The following is a 17,097-nucleotide window of genomic DNA, read 5'->3' on the forward strand; positions in this document are numbered from 1 at the left end:
ATGACGAACCTTCTTTCCATCATCACCTTCCTGCCCATCGTGGCGGCGGGCATTCTGGCGCTGTTCCTGAGGGGCGACGATGCCGCCTCGCAGAAGAACGCAAAATGGCTGGCGCTGATCGCCACCTCGGCCACGTTCCTGATCTCGCTGTTCCTGCTGGCGGGCTTTGATCCGGCCAATACCGGCTTTCAGTTCGTCGAGGATCACGCCTGGATCATGGGCCTGCGCTACAAGATGGGCGTGGACGGCATCTCGGTCCTGTTCGTCATGCTGACGACCTTTTTGATGCCGATCACGATCCTGTCCTGCTGGGACGTCAAGGTGCGGGTCAAGGAATACATGATCGCCTTTCTGGTGCTTGAGGGGCTGATGATCGGCGTCTTCACTGCGCTGGATCTGATCCTGTTCTATCTGTTCTTCGAGGCTGGTCTGATCCCGATGTTCCTGATCATCGGCATCTGGGGCGGCGCGAACCGGATTTACGCCTCTTTCAAGTTCTTCCTCTATACGTTTATCGGATCGGTGCTGATGCTGGTCGCGATGATCGCCATGGCCCGCACCGCAGGCACCACCGACATCGTGGAACTGCTGGCCTTTGATTTTCCGTCCGAGACGTTCGGACTGATGGGCATGACCGTGGTCGGCGGCATGCAGACGCTGCTGTTTCTGGCCTTCTTTGCCAGTTTCGCGGTCAAGATGCCGATGTGGCCGGTCCATACCTGGTTGCCCGACGCCCACGTTCAGGCGCCCACTGCGGGATCGGTCGTGCTGGCGGCGGTGCTGCTGAAGATGGGTGGCTATGGATTTCTGCGTTTCAGCCTGCCGATGTTTCCGGTCGCCTCGGATCTGATGCAGCCTTTCGTGCTGTGGTTGTCGGCCATCGCGATCGTCTATACCTCGCTGGTGGCGCTGGCGCAGTCGGACATGAAAAAGCTGATCGCCTATTCGTCGGTCGCCCATATGGGCTATGTGACGATGGGTATCTTTGCCGCCAACCAGCAGGGGCTGGACGGGGCGATCTTTCAGATGCTGTCGCACGGCTTCATCTCGGGTGCGCTGTTTCTGTGCGTCGGCGTGATCTATGACCGGATGCACACGCGCGAAATCGACGCCTATGGCGGGCTGGTGAACCGGATGCCGGTCTATGCGCTGGTGTTCATGTTCTTTACCATGGCCAATGTCGGCCTGCCCGGCACCTCGGGCTTTGTCGGGGAATTCCTGACCCTGATGGGCGCCTTCCATGCCAATACCTGGGTGGCATTGGTCGCCGCGACCGGGGTTATCCTGTCGGCCGGCTATGCGCTGTGGCTGTATCGCCGCGTCACCATGGGTGCGCTGATCAAGGAAAGCCTGCGCACGATCACCGACATGACCCCGCGCGAACGCTGGATCTTTGCGCCGCTGATCGCCATGACCCTGCTGCTGGGCGTCTATCCGCGCCTTGTCACCGACATCACCGGCCCCTCGGTCCAGGCGCTGCTGGTGAACTTCCACGACGCGCTGCCCATCGAGGCCGCGACGGGCGAGCTGGCTGCGGCCACCGCCAGCCATTGAGGAACGCAAGATGACCGGTTTGGACCTTTCGACCATTCTGCCAGAACTGTGGCTTGCGATCTTCGCGCTGGCCTCGCTGCTGGCCGGGGCCTATCTGGGCCAGGACCGGATCGCGCGGCCGATCCTGTGGGTCAGCGTTCTGGCGCTGCTGGTGGCCGGGCTTTATGTCGGAATGGCCGACCGCCCGCAGCAGACCGCCTTTTTCGGGATGTTCATCGATGATGCCTTTGGCCGCTTTGCCAAGGTGACGATCCTGTTGTCCGGGGCTGCCGTTCTGGCGATGAGCGCGGATTACATGGATCGCCAGCGGCTGATGCGGTTCGAATATCCGATCCTGATCGTTCTGGCGACCATCGGCATGATGCTGATGGTGTCGGCGGGCGATCTGCTGTCGCTGTATATGGGGCTGGAGCTGCAATCGCTGGCGCTTTATGTGGTCGCCGCCATGCGCCGGGAAAGCGTCAAATCCTCCGAGGCGGGTCTGAAATATTTCGTGCTGGGCGCGCTGAGCTCCGGCCTGCTGCTCTATGGTGCCTCGCTGGTCTATGGCTTTGCCGGGACGACCCAGTTTGCCGGGATCATGCGGGCGGTTCAGGCGGGCAACCTGCCTTTGGGGCTGCTGTTCGGTCTGGTCTTCCTGCTGGTCGGTCTGGCCTTCAAGGTCTCGGCGGTGCCCTTCCACATGTGGACGCCGGACGTCTACGAAGGCTCGCCCACGCCGGTGACGGCCTTTCTGGCGACCGCGCCCAAGGTTGCGGCGATGGCGCTGATCGCGCGGCTGATGTTCGACGCCTTTGGCAATGTGCCCGCCGACTGGTCGCAGATCATCGCGGCGCTGGCGGTCATGTCGATGTTTCTGGGCTCGATCGCGGGCATCGGGCAGCGCAACATCAAGCGTCTGATGGCTTATTCCTCGATCGCGCATATGGGTTTCGCGCTGGTCGGTCTGGCTGCGGGCACCGAATACGGCGTGCAGGCGATGCTGCTGTATATGGCGATCTATGCGGTGATGAATGTCGGCACCTTCGCCTTCATCCTGTCGCTGGAACGCGACGGGCGGCCGGTCACCGATCTGGAAAGCCTGAACCGCTTTGCGCAGGCCGAGCCGCTGAAAAGCTTCGCCGTGCTGTTCCTGATGTTCAGCCTTGCGGGCGTTCCGCCGTTCCTTGGCTTCTTCGCGAAATACGGCGTGCTGACGGCAGCGGTCGATGGCGGGATGGCATGGCTGGCGGTCGCGGGCGTGATCGCATCGGTGATCGGGGCGTTCTATTACCTTCGCATCGTCTATTACATGTTCTTCGGGGCTGAATCCGAAGGCGTGACCAGCCGTATGGGGGCCGTTCAGTATATGGCCCTGCTGGTGCCTGCCGCCATGCTGCTGTTGGGCGCGGTCACCATGCTGGGCGTGGACGATGCGGCGGCGGTCGCGGCGCAATCGCTGGTCGGCGATGTCATGGTTGCGGGTGAATAACCTGCCGCCGCACTGGCCCGAGGGGGTGGCGCGCCACATCCTCGACCGCGTGGACAGCACCAATGCCGAAGCCTTCCGGCTGGCGCCCAGCCTGAGCGGCCCCGCCTGGATCATGGCACGGCGGCAAGAGGCCGGGCGCGGCCGGCGCGGGCGCGCCTGGACCGATCCGGCCGGCAATTTCGCGGCCACGCTGGTGATGCGGCCCACGGGCGGGGCGGCTGATTCCGCACGCCTGTCCTTTGTCGCGGCGCTGGCCGTCCATGACGCGCTGCACAGCCTGTGTGGTCCCAGCCTGAACCTGTCGCTGAAATGGCCCAATGACGTGCTGCTGAACGGCGGCAAGCTGTCGGGTATTCTGCTGGAAAGCAGCGGTGCGGGCGGGCAGGTGGCGACGCTGGCCATCGGTATCGGCATCAATCTGGCGCAGGCGCCCGAGGCGACCGAGGTCGAACCCCACGCCCTGCGTCCCGTCAGTCTGGCCGGTGAGACCGGTTTGCGGATCGCCCCCGACGATCTGCTGGACGCGCTGGCAGCCAGCTTCGACCATTGGCAGCGCCAGATGCAGACCTACGGGTTCGAGCCGATCCGCAACGCCTGGCTGGCCCGCGCCGCAAGGCTGGGCGAGACGATCACCGCCCGCATGGGCACGACCGAGGCGACGGGCCGCTTCGAGGGTATCGACCAGACCGGCGCGCTGATCCTGACCACCCCGCGCGGGCGTCAGTCGATCCCCGCCGCCGACATTCATTTCGGCGGATAGAGCCATGCTTTTGTGCATCGACACCGGCAACACCAACACGGTCTTTTCCATCTGGGACGGCACGCGCTTTCTGGCGCATTGGCGCATTCGCACCGACCACCGCCGCACGGCGGACGAATATTATGTCTGGCTGTCCACTCTGATCGCGGTTCAGAAATTCACGCTGCAGATCGACGCCTGCATCATCAGCGCCACCGCGCCCCGCGTGGTCTTCAACCTGCGGGTTCTGTGCAACCGCTATTTCGACACGCGGCCCCTGGTCGTGGGCAAGCCGGACTGCCTGCTGCCCGTCCCGCCCCGCGTGGATGAGGGCACGACGGTCGGCCCCGACCGGCTGGTCAATACCGTCGGCGCCTATGACCGCCACGGGCCCGATCTGATCGTGGTCGATTTCGGCACCGCGACGACCTTTGACGTGGTCGATCTGGATGGCGCCTATATCGGCGGGGCGATCGCGCCCGGCGTCAATCTGTCGCTGGAGGCGTTGCACATGGGTGCCGCCTCGCTGCCGCATGTCGATATCACCATGCCCGGACGGGTCATCGGTACGAATACGGTTGCATGTATCCAGTCGGGCGTGTTTTGGGGATATGTCGGTCTGGTCGACGGTATCGTGGACAAAATCCGCGCCGAGCGCGACCGCCCGATGAAAGTCATAGCCACTGGCGGGCTTGCGCCACTCTTCGATCAGGGATTCGACCTGTTCGATGCCATAGAGGACGATCTGACGATGCACGGGCTTCGGCTCATTCACGATTACAACAAGGAGATGGGAAATGGCTGAACGCCTGATCTATCTGCCGCTCGGCGGAGCGGGCGAAATTGGCATGAATGCCTATGTCTACGGTTACGGTCAGCCCGGCAAGGAACGTCTGATCCTTGTCGATCTGGGGGTGACCTTCGGCGACATGGAAGGCAGCCCGGGGATCGATCTGATCATGCCCGACCTGACCTGGCTGGAACAGAACCGCCACCGGCTGGAGGCGATCTTCGTCACCCACGGGCACGAGGATCACATCGGCGCGCTTGGCCATATGTGGGGTCGGCTGGACGTTCCGGTCTATGCCCGCCGCTTCACCGGTACGCTGGTGCGCCTGAAGATGGAGGAGCACGGCCTGCCGGCCGAGGCGGTCAATATCGTCGCCCCCCGCCCGGCGGTGACGCAGGTCGGCCCGTTCTCGGTGCAATTCGTGCCGATCAGCCATTCGATCCCCGAAAGCTCGGCGCTGATCATCGACACGCCTGCGGGCCGGATCGTGCATACCGGCGACTTCAAGACCGACATGACCCCGGTTCTGGGCGATGCCTTCGACCCGGTCGGCCTGTCCGAGATCGCCGCCGAGGGCAAGGGCGTCAAGGTTCTGGCCTGCGACAGCACCAATATCTTCTCGACCCATCCCGGCCGGTCCGAGGCCGTTCTGGCCACGCCGATCCTGGAATGGGTGATGGCGCAGCCGAACATGGTCGTGGCCACCACCTTTGCCAGCAACATCGCGCGGCTGAAGACGCTGGCCGATGCGGCCCGCGCTTCGGGTCGCAAGGTCTGTCTGCTGGGCCGCGCCATGCGCCGCATGGTCAGCGTGGGTTTCGATTCCGGCGTGTTGAAGGATTTCCCCGACACGATCGGCCCGGAAGAGGCCGCCAAGCTGCCCCGCAACAAGGTCATGCTGCTGGTCACCGGCAGCCAGGGCGAACGCCGCGCCGCCAGCGCGCAGCTGTCGCGCGGCCGCTATCTGGGCCTGTCGCTGAAAGAGGGCGACAGCTTCCTCTTCAGCTCCAAGACCATTCCCGGCAACGAGAAGTCGGTCGGTCGCATCATGAATGCGCTGAGCGAGGGCGGGATCGAAGTCTATGATGCCGATGACGGGCTGTATCACGTCTCGGGCCACGCCAACCGGCCCGATATCGAGGCGGTCCACGATCTGCTGAAACCCAAGATCGTGATCCCCATGCATGGCGAGCATCTGCATCTGCGCGAGCATATGATGCTGGCCCGTGCCAAGGGGCTGATTTCGGAAGTGGTCACCAATGGCAAGATGCTGGATCTGACGGGCGACCGCCCCAAGGTCGTCGATCATGTCGAGACCGGGCGGCTTTATCTGGACGGAAACCAGCTGATCGGTGCCATGGACGGGGTCGTGCGCGACCGCATCCGGCTGGCGCTGAACGGCCATGCCATGGTCAGTGTCATCGTGGACGAAGATGACAAGGTGCTGCCCGATGCCTGGGTCGAACTGATGGGCCTGTCGGAAAAGACCCGCGCCGGCGGCGATCTGGCCCGCCATGTCGAATCCGAACTGTCCGAGTTCCTGGAGCGCGCCGATGCCCGCACGGTCCGCGACGATGGCAAGATGGACGAGGCGATCCGCAAGATCACCCGTCAGGTGACGATGGAAGAAATCGGCAAGAAGCCCGAAGTGACGGTGATCATCAGCCGCCTGATGGCCGACTGACCCCTGGATTGCGTCCCGCGACAGCCGGGGGACTTTGCGTCCCCCGGACCCCCTGCAGGATATTTTTATGAAGAAGAAGCCAGATGCCTCATCAGGGCGCCTTTGGCTTCTTCTTCATCTTGGCTGAAATATCCCGCGGGGGGTCCGGGGGGTGCGAAGCCCCCCGGCCTTCGCGGGACGCAAATGATCGGTGGGGCTTGAAACCGGCACCGGCTTGCGGCACTTGCGCGGCATGAGCGATTCATCCCCCCCCGTCTTCGATCCCAACCCGCCCCGGCGGAACTTTTATGGCCGCCGTCATGGCAAGACCCTGCGCCAGAGCCAGAAGGGCTATCTGTCCGAGGATCTGGGCGATCTTCGTCCGCGCGGGATCACCGTGGATGACAATCCGGATCGCCGGCCCATCGACCCTCGCGCGATCTTTGGCGATGATCGGCCCCTGTGGCTGGAGGTCGGCTTTGGCGGGGGCGAGCATATGGTGCATATGGCCGCCACCTATCCTGACATCGGGATCATCGGATGCGAGCCCTATATCAACGGGGTCGCCATGCTGCTGGGCAAGATCCGGGCAGCGGGGGTCGGCAATGTCAGCGTGCATCCGGGCGATGCGCGCGATCTGATGGATGTGCTGCCCGACGCCTGCATCGACCGCGCCTTTCTGATGTATCCCGATCCCTGGCCCAAGGCGCGGCATCATCGCCGCCGCTTTGTCACGCCCGAGCATCTGCAGCCCCTGGCGCGGGTGATGGCGCCGGGCGGGATCTTTCGCGTGGCCAGCGACATTCCCGATTATATCCGCCAGACCCGCGAAGAGGTGCCGGTGGCGGGGTTCGGGATGATCTCGGACACGGACCAGCCATGGGACGACTGGATCAGCACGCGCTATGAACAAAAGGCGCTGCGCGACGGGCGGCCGCCCCATTATGTGACCTTTCGCAGGCTTTAGGGCGCAGACAAAAAGCCCGCCGGACCGGCGGGCTTTTTCTATTCGACCGTCACCGATTTGGCGAGGTTGCGGGGCTGGTCCACATCGGTGCCTTTGGCAACAGCCGTGTGATAGGCCAGATATTGCATCGGCACCGCGTAAAGGATCGGCTGGAACACGCCCCCGCCCGAGGGCAAAGCGAGGCTCGCCGTCACGCCTTCGCCCGCCGCGGCGATCCCGCTGGCATCTGAAATCAGCAGCACGCGCCCGTGCCGGGCCATGACCTCTTGCATGTTCGAGATGGTCTTGTCGAACAGCGCGTCATGCGGGGCCAGCACCACCACCGGCACATCGCCGTCGATCAGCGCGATGGGGCCGTGCTTCAGCTCGCCCGAGGCATAGCCTTCGGCATGGATATAGCTGAGCTCCTTGAGCTTCAGCGCGCCTTCCAGTGCGACCGGATAGAGCGCGCCGCGCCCCAGATAAAGGACATCGCGGGCCTGCGCCAACCACTCGGCCTGCGTGCGGCATTCGTCGGTCAGGGCCAGCACCTGCGCCAGCAGGGCGGGGATGCTGCGCAGGTCGCGCAGATGGGCGGCAAGTCCCGCATCGTCGATCCGGCCCCGGGCATGGGCTGCCTTCAGCGCCAGCACGCCCAGCACCGCCAGCTGGCAGGTGAAGGCCTTGGACGAGGCCACGCTGACCTCCATCCCCGCCAGTGTCGGCAGGGCCAGATCGGCGTCGCGGGCGATGGCCGAGGTGCCCACGTTGACCAACCCCACCGTCTGCGCCACCTTGCCGCGCGCGTAATGCAGGGCCGCCAGCGTATCGGCGGTCTCGCCCGACTGGCTGACGGCGACAAACAGGCTGGCGGGCGACAAGGGCGGCTCGCGATAGCGGAATTCGGACGCGACGTCGATGTCGCAGGGCAGGCCCGCCACCTGTTCGAACCAGTATTTCGCGACATGGCCCGCCAGATGCGCGGTGCCGCAACCGACCAGCGTGATGCGGTCGATGACCGCGAAATCCAGACCGTCGGGCAGAACGATCCGATCCTCCTTGACGTAATGGGACAGCACGTTGCCGATGACCATCGGCTGTTCGGCGATCTCCTTGGCCATGAAATGGCGGTGCCCGGCGCGGTCGATGACCGAGGCGCCGACATCGATCCGGGCGGTGGCGCGGTGGGCCTGATGACCCTCGGCGTCCCAGACCTGAAGGCCCGCGCGGGTCAGGACGGCATGATCGCCATCCTCCAGATAGGTGATGCGGTCGGTAAAGGGCGCCAGCGCCACCGCGTCCGAGCCAAGGAACATCTCGCCGTTGCCATGACCGATGGCCAGCGGGCTGCCCTTGCGCGCGGCGATCAGCAGATCGCCCTCGCCCTGAAACAGGAAGGCCAGCGCAAAGGCGCCCTGCAGCCGGGCCAGCGTGGCGCGGGCGGCCTCCAGCGGGGACAGGCCTTGGTCCAGATGATGCGCGGTCCACAGCGCCACGGTTTCGGTATCGGTCTGCGATTCCGGCTGAATGCCCAGTTCGGCCAGTTCGGCCCGCAATTCGCGGAAATTCTCGATGATGCCGTTATGGACGACGGCGACGCGGCCCGACTGATGGGGATGGGCGTTCACCTCGGTCGCGGGGCCGTGGGTGGCCCACCGGGTATGGCCGATGCCAGCATGACCCTGCAGCGGTTCATGCACCAGACGGTCGCTGAGATTGACCAGCTTGCCGACCGCCCGCCGGCGATCCAGCTGCCCCGAGGCATCGACGGTCGCCACGCCGGCGCTGTCATAGCCGCGATATTCCAGCCGCCGCAGCGCGTCGACCAGTTGGGGCGAAACCTCGTGATGGCCCAGAATGCCGATAATGCCGCACATCAGCGTGTCTCCTTTGCGGCGCGCAGGGCCGCCATCAGGCGGACCGCAAGGCCCGGTTTCGTCACCTGTCGCGACCGGCCGAGCGCCAGCGCGCCGTCGGGGACATCTTCGGTGATGGTGCTGCCCGATCCGGTCATCGCGTCAGAGCCGATGGTGACCGGGGCGACCAGCATCGTGTCGCTGCCGATGAAGGCGCGGGCGCCGATCACCGTGCGGTGTTTGCCGACTCCATCGTAATTGCAGGTGATCGTGCCCGCACCGATATTGGTATGTTCGCCCACATGGGCGTCGCCCAGATAGGTCAGGTGGCCGACCTTGACGCCTTCGTCCAGCACGGCGTTCTTGATTTCCACGAAATTGCCGACATGCACATCGCCGCCCAGTTCCGCGCCGGGGCGCAGGCGGGCAAAGGGTCCGACCGTGGCGCCCGCGCTGACATGGCACCCCTCGAGATGGCAGAAGGGCAGGATCTCGGCCCCCGATTCGATGGTGACGCCGGGGCCGAAGACGACATTCGGGCCGATGATCGCATCGCGACCGATCACCGTATCCAGCGCAAAGAAGGTGCTGGCCGGGTCGGTCAGAGTGACGCCATCGGCCATCGCAAGGGCGCGGGCCCGGGTCTGGAACGCGGCTTCGGCATCGGCCAGTTCGGCGCGGGTGTTGATGCCCAGGGTTTCGTCCTCGTCGCAGATCACCACATCGGCGCGGTGTCCGTCTTCGCGGGCCAGGGCGGGCAGGTCGGTCAGATAATATTCGCCTGCCGCATTGTCATTCGTCAGCCGCACCAGCAGGCGTCGCAACAGGCCCGCATCCAGCGCCATGACGCCCGAATTGCACAGCGCGATGTCGCGGGTGGCGGCATCGGCATCCTTGTATTCGACGATCCGTTCCAGCCCCTGTTGCGTGACGATCAGACGGCCATAGCGGCCCGGATCGGCTGCCTCGAAGCCCAGCACCACAAGATCCGAGGGGTGGCTGGACAGCGCCGCCAGCGTCTCGGGGCTGATGAAGGGGGTGTCGCCGTAAAGGACGATGACCCGACCCTCGAACCCTTCCAGCGCGGGCAGGGCCTGACGGACGGCATGGCCGGTGCCCAGCTGTTCGGCCTGCAACACGGTGGCGGCATCGGGGTCCAGCCGGGCGACGGCCTTGGCCACCGCCGCCGCGCCATGACCGGTCACCACCACGATCTGTTCGGGATCGAGACTGTGGGCCGCCATCAGCGCATGGCCGACCAGCGGCACGCCGCCAAGCCGGTGCAGCACCTTGGGCAGGTCCGACTGCATCCGGCTGCCCTGACCCGCCGCCAGAATCACCACCGCCACTGCGCTTTCCGACATGCCACCACCCATGAACTGTTTGCTTTTCTTAACTGGCGTTCTAATCGGGGCAGGACGCGCTGGCTAGGGCCGGCACGCTCACCTTTGTTTACCGAACATTACCAAAAGGGATGGCGCATGGCAGGCACGGTGGTTTTCGATCTGGACGGAACGCTGGCCGATACCTCGGGGGATCTGGTGGCGGCGGCCAATGCCTGCTTTCGGGCGCGGGGTCTGGGCGATCTGCTGGACCCGGTCGCGGATGCGCTGACCGCGTTTCACGGCGGTCGCGCCATGCTGCGGGCCGGATACGGCCGGATGGGCCCCGATCATCTGCTGCCGCCCGGTGCCGAGGATGAGGATTTCGACCGCCTGCTGGGCCATTACGGCGCCGCCATCGCGGTGCATACGCGGCTGTATCCTGGCGTGCTGGAGGCGCTGGACCAACTGGCGGCGGATGGGCATGTGCTGTCCATCTGTACCAACAAGCCCGAGGCGCTGGCCCATCAATTGCTGGGTGAACTGGGTATTGCCGATCGGTTTGCCTCGATGATCGGCGCCGATACGCTGCCGGTGAAAAAACCCGATCCTCGCCATTACCGTGCCGCCGTCGACGGTGCGGGGGGCGATGTCGCGCGGTCCTTTCTGGTCGGCGATACCGAGACCGACCGCAAGACCGCAGCCGCAGCCGGGGTCAGGGTCGCGCTGGTGGCCTTTGGCCCGGAAGGCGAGGGTCTGAGCCGGCTGGCCCCCGAGGCGATGCTGGGGCATTTCGACGAATTGCCCGAACTGGCGCGGTCCTGGCTGGGGTAGGATGGGGGGCCAGCCCCCCATCGCCTGACGGCGATTCCCCCCGGGATATTTTTATGAAGAAGACGCCTATTCGGCCTCGTCGGCGGGTTGCGCGTTCAGATGGCCGTAATTCTGGGCGCCGATGGTGTCATAGAGGCTGAGCTGGGTTTCGAGAAAGTCGATATGGCCTTCCTCGTCCTGAATCAGTTCCTCGAACAGGATCTTGCTGGGATAGTCGCGGACCTGATCGCAATGATCGCGCGCCTCGATATACAGGCTGCGGGCCTCGTGTTCGGCGGCCAGATCGCTTTCCAGCGTTTCCTTGAGGTTCTGGCCGATCCGCAGCGGGTCCAGTTTCTGCAGGTTCGGGTGACCTTCCAGAAAGATGATGCGCTGGATCAGCTTGTCGGCGTGGTTCATCTCTTCGATGGATTCCTCGCGCGATTTCTTGGCGATCTTGCCGAAACCCCAATCCTCCTGCAGGCGGTAATGCAGCCAGTACTGGCTGACCGCGGTCAGTTCAGAGCGCAGTGCGGCGTTCAGGTATTCGATGACTTTGGCGTCGCCCTTCATGGGAGGCATCCTTCTTGCTGTCTGTTCTGGTCCGCAAAATCGGCGGAGCGACGCCCAGCTTATCGCAGGCGCGCATGGTGTCCAGAAAGAGCGGCATGCAGCCGCCGCAATCGGCGCGTTTTCCCAAGGCGTGATAGATCTTGCCGGGCGTGATGATCGTTTGCGGGTCCGACATGCGCATCCAGTCGATGGCGGCGTGGATGTCGCGATCCGAAATCTGGGTGCAATGGCAAACGATCATGGCGGGCTCCCTGTCGCGGCGAAACTGACCGATTCTGTCGGGCTTGTAAAGTCCGATGGTTTCGCTTGGTCATCACAGGGACTTGACGGAGAGGCTTGACGGGCGGGCCCCGGCGCCGCAGAAGCCCCGGCCATGAAGCTGTCCGATTTCGATTTCGACCTGCCCCCCGGCCTGATCGCCACGCGGCCTGCGCGTCCGCGCAGTGCGGCGCGTCTGTTGCTGGCCGAAGGGGGCACGATCGCCGACCGGAACGTGGGCGATCTGCCCGACATCCTGCGGCCCGGCGATCTGCTGGTGCTGAACGACACCAAGGTCATCCCCGCCCGTCTGACCGGCACCCGCACCCGCCAGTCCGCGCAGGGCGAGGTCACCGCGCGGATCGAGGTCACCCTGCTGGAGCCCGCGGCCGAGGGCTGGCAGGCGCTGGCCAAGCCCCTGCGCAAGCTGCGCGTGGGCGAGGTGATCCGGTTCGGCGATGCCCTGTGCGCCACGGTGGCCGATCTGGGCGATGGCGGGCTGAGGCTGGTCTTTGACGCCACGGGCGAGGCCTTCGATGCGGCGCTGAACACGGTCGGGGCGATGCCCTTGCCGCCTTACATCGCCGCATTGCGGGCGCCGGACGATCAGGACCGGCAGGATTACCAGACGATCTGGGCGGCGCGCCAGGGGGCGGTGGCCGCCCCGACGGCCAGCCTGCATTTCGACGCGCCGCTGCTGGCGGCGCTGGCCGCGCGCGGGGTCGAATTCGTGCATGTCACCCTGCATGTCGGGGCGGGCACCTTTCTGCCGGTCAAGGTCGAGGATGTGACCACCCACCGCATGCATGCCGAATGGGGCGAGGTGGACGAGGCCGCCGCCGCCGCCATCAACCGTGCCAAATCCGAAGGCCGCCGGGTGATCCCGGTGGGCACCACCGCGCTGCGGCTGATCGAATCGGCGGCTCCAGAGCCGGGGCGGATCGCGCCGTTCCGGGGCACGACCGACATCTTCATCTATCCCGGCCATCACTTCCGGGTGACGGATGGGCTGATGACCAATTTCCATCTGCCCAAATCGACGCTGCTGATGCTGGTCTCGGCCCTGATGGGGGCGGAAAAGATCAGGGAAATCTATGGACATGCGGTGTCTGAGCGTTATCGTTTCTTCAGTTACGGCGATGCGTCGCTGCTGATCCCCTGAGGTCGTATTCCGGCTGGCATCGGGGCTGCGGCGCGACTAGGGCAGGGGGCCTGACCCTTCCCGACCTCTGACAGAACGAGACCCGCGATGATTTCGGTGTTGCGCACCACCTGGCCTTTGCTTTTGGGCATTCTGCTGCTGATGGTCGGCAACGGCATGCAGGGCACGCTTCTGGGTATCCGGGGCGGGATCGAGGGCATCCCGACCCTGCAGATGTCGATCGTCATGTCGGGATATTACGGCGGCTTTCTGCTGGGCAGCCTGACCGTGCCGGACCTGATCAAGAATGTCGGCCATGTGCGGGTCTTTGCGGCGCTTGGGTCGCTGGTCTCGGCCGCGCTGATCCTGTTCGCGGTCGAGCCGCACTGGCTTGGCTGGACGGCATTGCGGTTTCTGATCGGGTTCTGTTTCTGCGGTGTCTATGTCACGGCGGAAAGCTGGCTGAACGCCGGATCGACGAACGAGAACCGGGGCCAGTCGCTGTCGGCCTATATGATCGTGCAGCTGCTGGGGATCGTGGTCGCGCAGGCCTTGCTGAACGTGGGCGATCCGGGGGGCTATCTGCTGTTCATCATTCCCTCGGTGCTGGTGTCGCTGGCCTTCACGCCGATCCTGCTGTCGGCCCAGCCCGCCCCGCAATTCGAGACGATCAAGCGGATGTCGTTCCGCGATCTGTACCGCGCCAGCCCGCTTGGCTGCGTGGGGATCTTCCTGATGGGGGGCGTGTTTTCGGCGCTGGCGGGCATGTCCTCGGTCTGGGGGGCGCAGATCGGGCTGTCGGTGGCGCAGATCAGCCTGTTCGTGGCCGCGATCTATGCGGGGGGGCTGGTGCTGCAATATCCGATCGGCTGGATTTCCGACCGCTATGACCGCAGAAAGCTGGTCCTGATACTGTCGGCCATTGGCGGGCTGGCCGCCCTGATCGTGATCGCTGCGCAACCGGGCACGGTCGGGCTGATCATCACCGGCGCGATCATGGGGGGCGTGGCGAACCCGATCTATGCGCTGCTATTGGCCTATACCAACGATTATCTGGAACAGTCGGACATGGCCTCGGCCTCGGCGGGGCTGCTGTTCATCTATGGGATCGGCAGCATGGGCGGGCCAATCATCACCGGCTGGCTGATGGGGGTGATCGGACCGGACGGGTACTGGGTCTATATGGGCGTGCTGCTGGCGTTGCTGACGGCCTATGCGGGATGGCGTGCGACGCAGCGCCGGGCGCTGACGCCCGATCAGCAGGGCAGCTTTGCGATCATCACCCCGAATGCGACGCCCTTTGCCGTCGAGGCGGTGCTGGACGAGGCGCAATCGGACAACCCGCCCAGCCAGCAGGCCGCAGCGCCGGGATGAGCCGCGGCCTGCGCGCCCGGCTTGCCGGTCTGGCGCGAATGGTTTAACGCTGAACTATATGCATTTCAGCGGGGGACCCGATGGCCCAGAATTTCGACATGGTGGTGATCGGCGCCGGACCGGGCGGCTATGTCGCCGCGATCCGGGGCGCGCAGCTGGGCCTGAAGGTGGCCTGTATCGAACGCGAGAATCTGGGCGGCATCTGCCTGAACTGGGGCTGCATCCCGACCAAGGCCCTGCTGCGCAGCGCCGAGGTTTATCACCTGATGCACCGCGCCAAGGATTTCGGCCTGAAGGCCGAGAACATCAGCTATGATCTGGATGCTGTGGTCAAACGCTCTCGTGGGGTGTCCAAGCAGATGGAAGGCGGGATCGCGCATCTGTTCAAGAAGAACAAGGTGACGGCAATCATGGGCGAGGCCCGGCTGGCCGGCAAGGGCAAGATCATCGTCAAGACCGCCAAGGGCGAGGAAGAGCTGACCGCCAAGACCATCGTGCTGGCCACCGGCGCGCGGGCGCGCGAATTGCCGGGGCTGGAGCCGGATGGCAAGACGGTCTGGAGCTATCGCCACGCGCTGGTGCCGCCGCATATGCCCAAGCGGCTGCTGGTCATCGGATCGGGCGCCATCGGCATCGAATTCGCCAGCTTTTACAACACGCTTGGCGCCAAGACGACGGTGGTCGAGGTCATGGACCGCGTGCTGCCGGTCGAGGATGCCGAGATCGCGGCATTCGCCAAGAAGCAGTTCGTCAAGCAGGGCATGACCATCATGGAGAAATCCACGGTCAAGAAGCTGGATCGCAAGGGCGCCGTGGTGACCGCCCATATCGAGACCGGCGGCAAGACCGAAACGATGGAGTTCGACACGGTGATTTCCGCCGTGGGCATCGTCGGCAATACCGAGGGTCTGGGGCTGGAAGCGGCGGGCATCAAGGTCGACCGCACCCATGTGATCACCGATGAATTCTGCCGCACCGGTCTTGAGGGCGTCTATGCCATCGGCGATTTGGCAGGCGCCCCCTGGCTGGCGCATAAGGCCAGCCACGAGGGCATGATGGTCGCCGAACTGGCCGCGGGCGGTCATCCGCATGCGATCAAGCCCGGCAGCATCGCGGGCTGCACCTATTGCAACCCGCAGATTGCCAGCGTCGGCCTGACCGAGGCCAAGGCGAAAGAGATGGGTCTGGACATCAAGGTCGGGCGTTTCCCCTTCATGGGCAATGGCAAGGCCGTGGCGCTTGGCGAGGCCGAGGGCATGGTCAAGACGATCTTCGACGCCAAGACCGGCGAACTGCTGGGCGCCCATATGGTCGGAGCCGAAGTCACCGAGCTGATTCAGGGCTATGTCATCGGGCGCCAGCTGGAGACGACCGAGGCGGAACTGATCGAGACAGTCTTCCCGCACCCGACCCTGTCCGAAATGATGCATGAATCGGTGCTGGCGGCTTACGGGCGCGCGATCCACATCTGAACCATCCACTGCCGAGCCCGGCGCCTTGTGGCGGGCGTTGACGGGGGGCCTTGCGCCCCCCGTCGCGATTCTCGCGACTCCCCCCGCAGGATATTTCTGCCAAGATGAACGGGGAGGCCCCGCGTCAGTTGGCGGGGGTCAGGGTGGTGATGCCGGCCGATGCGGCGCGGGCCAGATCCGGGTCCAGCGACATGCCGATATATTCGCCCCGCCGCCACAAGCCTGCCAGATCGTCGTAATGGCGCGACAGCGGGTGGCCCGACTGGCCGGTCGATGTGATGAAGACCGAACTGTCTGGATCGGCCAGATCGATCACGCTGCGAAAGCCCGCGCCGGTGGCGGCCTGAAAGGGCTCGGCTCCGGCGCCGAAGAGGCCGCTGCGCGCGACGGTGAATTCACCGCCCGAGATGGATTGGGTGATGTTCATGATCCAGCCAAGCGCGGGCAGCCCGCCCAGACCGGGATGGTGGTGGACGGCCTGATGCGCGTCGCCCCATCGCCAGCTGGTCACGTCGGGGCCATAGCGCGCGGTCAGGTCCAGAATCGCCCGGTCCAGCGCCTGCCGGGCAATGGTGGCGCAATCCTCGGTCGCGGCGCTTTGCACGACATTGCACCAGCGCGCGGCATTGTCGCGGTTGCGAAAGACCGCATCGATGAAGCGTGGGTGCAGGCGGGTGATGTCATCGGCCATTGGCCCCAGTTCGTCCCGGATCAGCCGGTCCTGCAGCGCGGCCATCCAGGCGGCATGGATCAGCGGTTCGGGCAGATGTTCGTTCATGGCACCGTCCCATTCGGCCAGCAGGGTCAGGGCGTCCTGACGCTGGCGTTCGGGGGTTCCGGGTGCTGCCGGATCGCCGGTGAACCACAGATTGGCGCCCACCAGCGGCAGAAGCGCGCGAGCCGCCGGGCTGACGATGTCCAGTTGGGCGGCGATGAAGCTGTCGCGGGAATGAACCTCTCGGTCTGCCAGCAGGCGCGTCAGGCGGTCGCGGCGCAGATCGTCGGTGGCGGGCTCGTCGGTAGAGAGGGACAGGCCCAGGGCCGGGCGTTCGGCGGCGGCTGTCAGCGGGGTGACGCCCTGCCAGCCGGTCTGGGCCAGCCAGCCGGGGGCGGGCATGGCGCCGC

At 65.1% G+C, this 17,097-nt stretch carries 15 protein-coding genes; 10 read left to right on the forward strand and 5 right to left on the reverse strand.

The window, feature by feature from the left end; translation table 11 throughout:
• From EG885_RS15945 to trmB, 6 genes are all read left to right on the forward strand, one after another.
• Nucleotides 1–1,554, forward strand: a complete 1,554-nt coding sequence (locus EG885_RS15945; protein WP_131576407.1) for an NADH-quinone oxidoreductase subunit M — start codon at nt 1–3, stop codon at nt 1,552–1,554.
• 10 nt (nt 1,555–1,564) lie between these two features.
• Nucleotides 1,565–3,025 carry an NADH-quinone oxidoreductase subunit NuoN gene (nuoN, locus tag EG885_RS15950; protein ID WP_131576409.1) on the forward strand — a complete coding sequence of 487 codons (1,461 nt, stop codon included), beginning with the start codon at nt 1,565–1,567 and terminating at the stop codon, nt 3,023–3,025.
• Complete coding sequence (locus tag EG885_RS15955) at nt 3,003–3,785, forward strand: biotin--[acetyl-CoA-carboxylase] ligase (protein ID WP_131576412.1); 783 nt, start codon at nt 3,003–3,005, stop codon at nt 3,783–3,785. Before nuoN ends, EG885_RS15955 begins: the two co-directional genes overlap by 23 nt.
• 4 nt (nt 3,786–3,789) lie before the next feature.
• A complete protein-coding gene (locus EG885_RS15960; protein ID WP_131576414.1) occupies nt 3,790–4,569 on the forward strand; it encodes a type III pantothenate kinase in 780 nt (259 codons plus the stop codon).
• On the forward strand, nt 4,562–6,238 hold the full coding sequence (locus EG885_RS15965) for a ribonuclease J (RefSeq protein WP_131576417.1): 1,677 nt from the start codon (nt 4,562–4,564) through the stop codon (nt 6,236–6,238). The genes EG885_RS15960 and EG885_RS15965 overlap by 8 nt, the downstream gene beginning before the upstream one ends.
• Before the next feature lie 232 nt (nt 6,239–6,470).
• Nucleotides 6,471–7,184 carry a tRNA (guanine(46)-N(7))-methyltransferase TrmB gene (gene trmB, locus EG885_RS15970; RefSeq protein WP_131576420.1) on the forward strand — a complete coding sequence of 238 codons (714 nt, stop codon included), beginning with the start codon at nt 6,471–6,473 and terminating at the stop codon, nt 7,182–7,184.
• A 38-nt stretch (nt 7,185–7,222) separates the two neighbouring features.
• Here the strand turns inward: trmB and glmS are convergent, their stop codons facing one another.
• Nucleotides 7,223–9,040: a glutamine--fructose-6-phosphate transaminase (isomerizing) gene (gene glmS, locus EG885_RS15975; protein ID WP_131576424.1), complete on the reverse strand. Its 1,818-nt coding sequence runs from the start codon at nt 9,038–9,040 to the stop codon at nt 7,223–7,225.
• Complete coding sequence (glmU, locus tag EG885_RS15980; protein WP_131576426.1) at nt 9,040–10,383, reverse strand: bifunctional UDP-N-acetylglucosamine diphosphorylase/glucosamine-1-phosphate N-acetyltransferase GlmU; 1,344 nt, start codon at nt 10,381–10,383, stop codon at nt 9,040–9,042. The genes glmS and glmU overlap by 1 nt, the downstream gene beginning before the upstream one ends.
• 117 nt (nt 10,384–10,500) lie before the next feature.
• Between glmU and EG885_RS15985 the strand changes: the two genes are divergently transcribed.
• The gene (locus EG885_RS15985; RefSeq protein ID WP_131576428.1) at nt 10,501–11,175 is read left to right on the forward strand and encodes an HAD family hydrolase; all 675 of its coding nucleotides are present in this window, start codon (nt 10,501–10,503) and stop codon (nt 11,173–11,175) included.
• 66 nt (nt 11,176–11,241) lie between these two features.
• Here EG885_RS15985 and bfr read toward each other — a convergent pair whose 3' ends face one another.
• Nucleotides 11,242–11,727: a bacterioferritin gene (gene bfr, locus EG885_RS15990; RefSeq protein ID WP_131576430.1), complete on the reverse strand. Its 486-nt coding sequence runs from the start codon at nt 11,725–11,727 to the stop codon at nt 11,242–11,244.
• Complete coding sequence (locus EG885_RS15995) at nt 11,675–11,968, reverse strand: (2Fe-2S)-binding protein (RefSeq protein ID WP_131576432.1); 294 nt, start codon at nt 11,966–11,968, stop codon at nt 11,675–11,677. Before EG885_RS15995 ends, bfr begins: the two co-directional genes overlap by 53 nt.
• 132 nt (nt 11,969–12,100) lie before the next feature.
• On the opposite strand from EG885_RS15995, the gene queA reads away from it, so the two are divergent.
• The 3 genes from queA to lpdA all read left to right on the forward strand — a co-directional run bounded on the left by queA (nt 12,101) and on the right by lpdA (nt 15,972).
• Nucleotides 12,101–13,147 carry a tRNA preQ1(34) S-adenosylmethionine ribosyltransferase-isomerase QueA gene (queA, locus tag EG885_RS16000; RefSeq protein ID WP_131576434.1) on the forward strand — a complete coding sequence of 349 codons (1,047 nt, stop codon included), beginning with the start codon at nt 12,101–12,103 and terminating at the stop codon, nt 13,145–13,147.
• An 87-nt stretch (nt 13,148–13,234) separates the two neighbouring features.
• Nucleotides 13,235–14,500 carry an MFS transporter gene (locus EG885_RS16005; RefSeq protein ID WP_131576436.1) on the forward strand — a complete coding sequence of 422 codons (1,266 nt, stop codon included), beginning with the start codon at nt 13,235–13,237 and terminating at the stop codon, nt 14,498–14,500.
• A gap of 80 nt (nt 14,501–14,580) precedes the next feature.
• Complete coding sequence (lpdA, locus tag EG885_RS16010) at nt 14,581–15,972, forward strand: dihydrolipoyl dehydrogenase (RefSeq protein ID WP_131576438.1); 1,392 nt, start codon at nt 14,581–14,583, stop codon at nt 15,970–15,972.
• Nucleotides 15,973–16,096: 124 nt separating this feature from the next.
• Here the strand turns inward: lpdA and EG885_RS16015 are convergent.
• Nucleotides 16,097–17,097: penicillin acylase family protein (locus EG885_RS16015; protein ID WP_165571171.1), on the reverse strand; the 1,001-nt coding region annotated here is incomplete at its 5' end.

This window comes from Paracoccus nototheniae, from assembly GCF_004335005.1.
Classification (GTDB): Bacteria; Pseudomonadota; Alphaproteobacteria; order Rhodobacterales; family Rhodobacteraceae; genus Paracoccus; species Paracoccus nototheniae.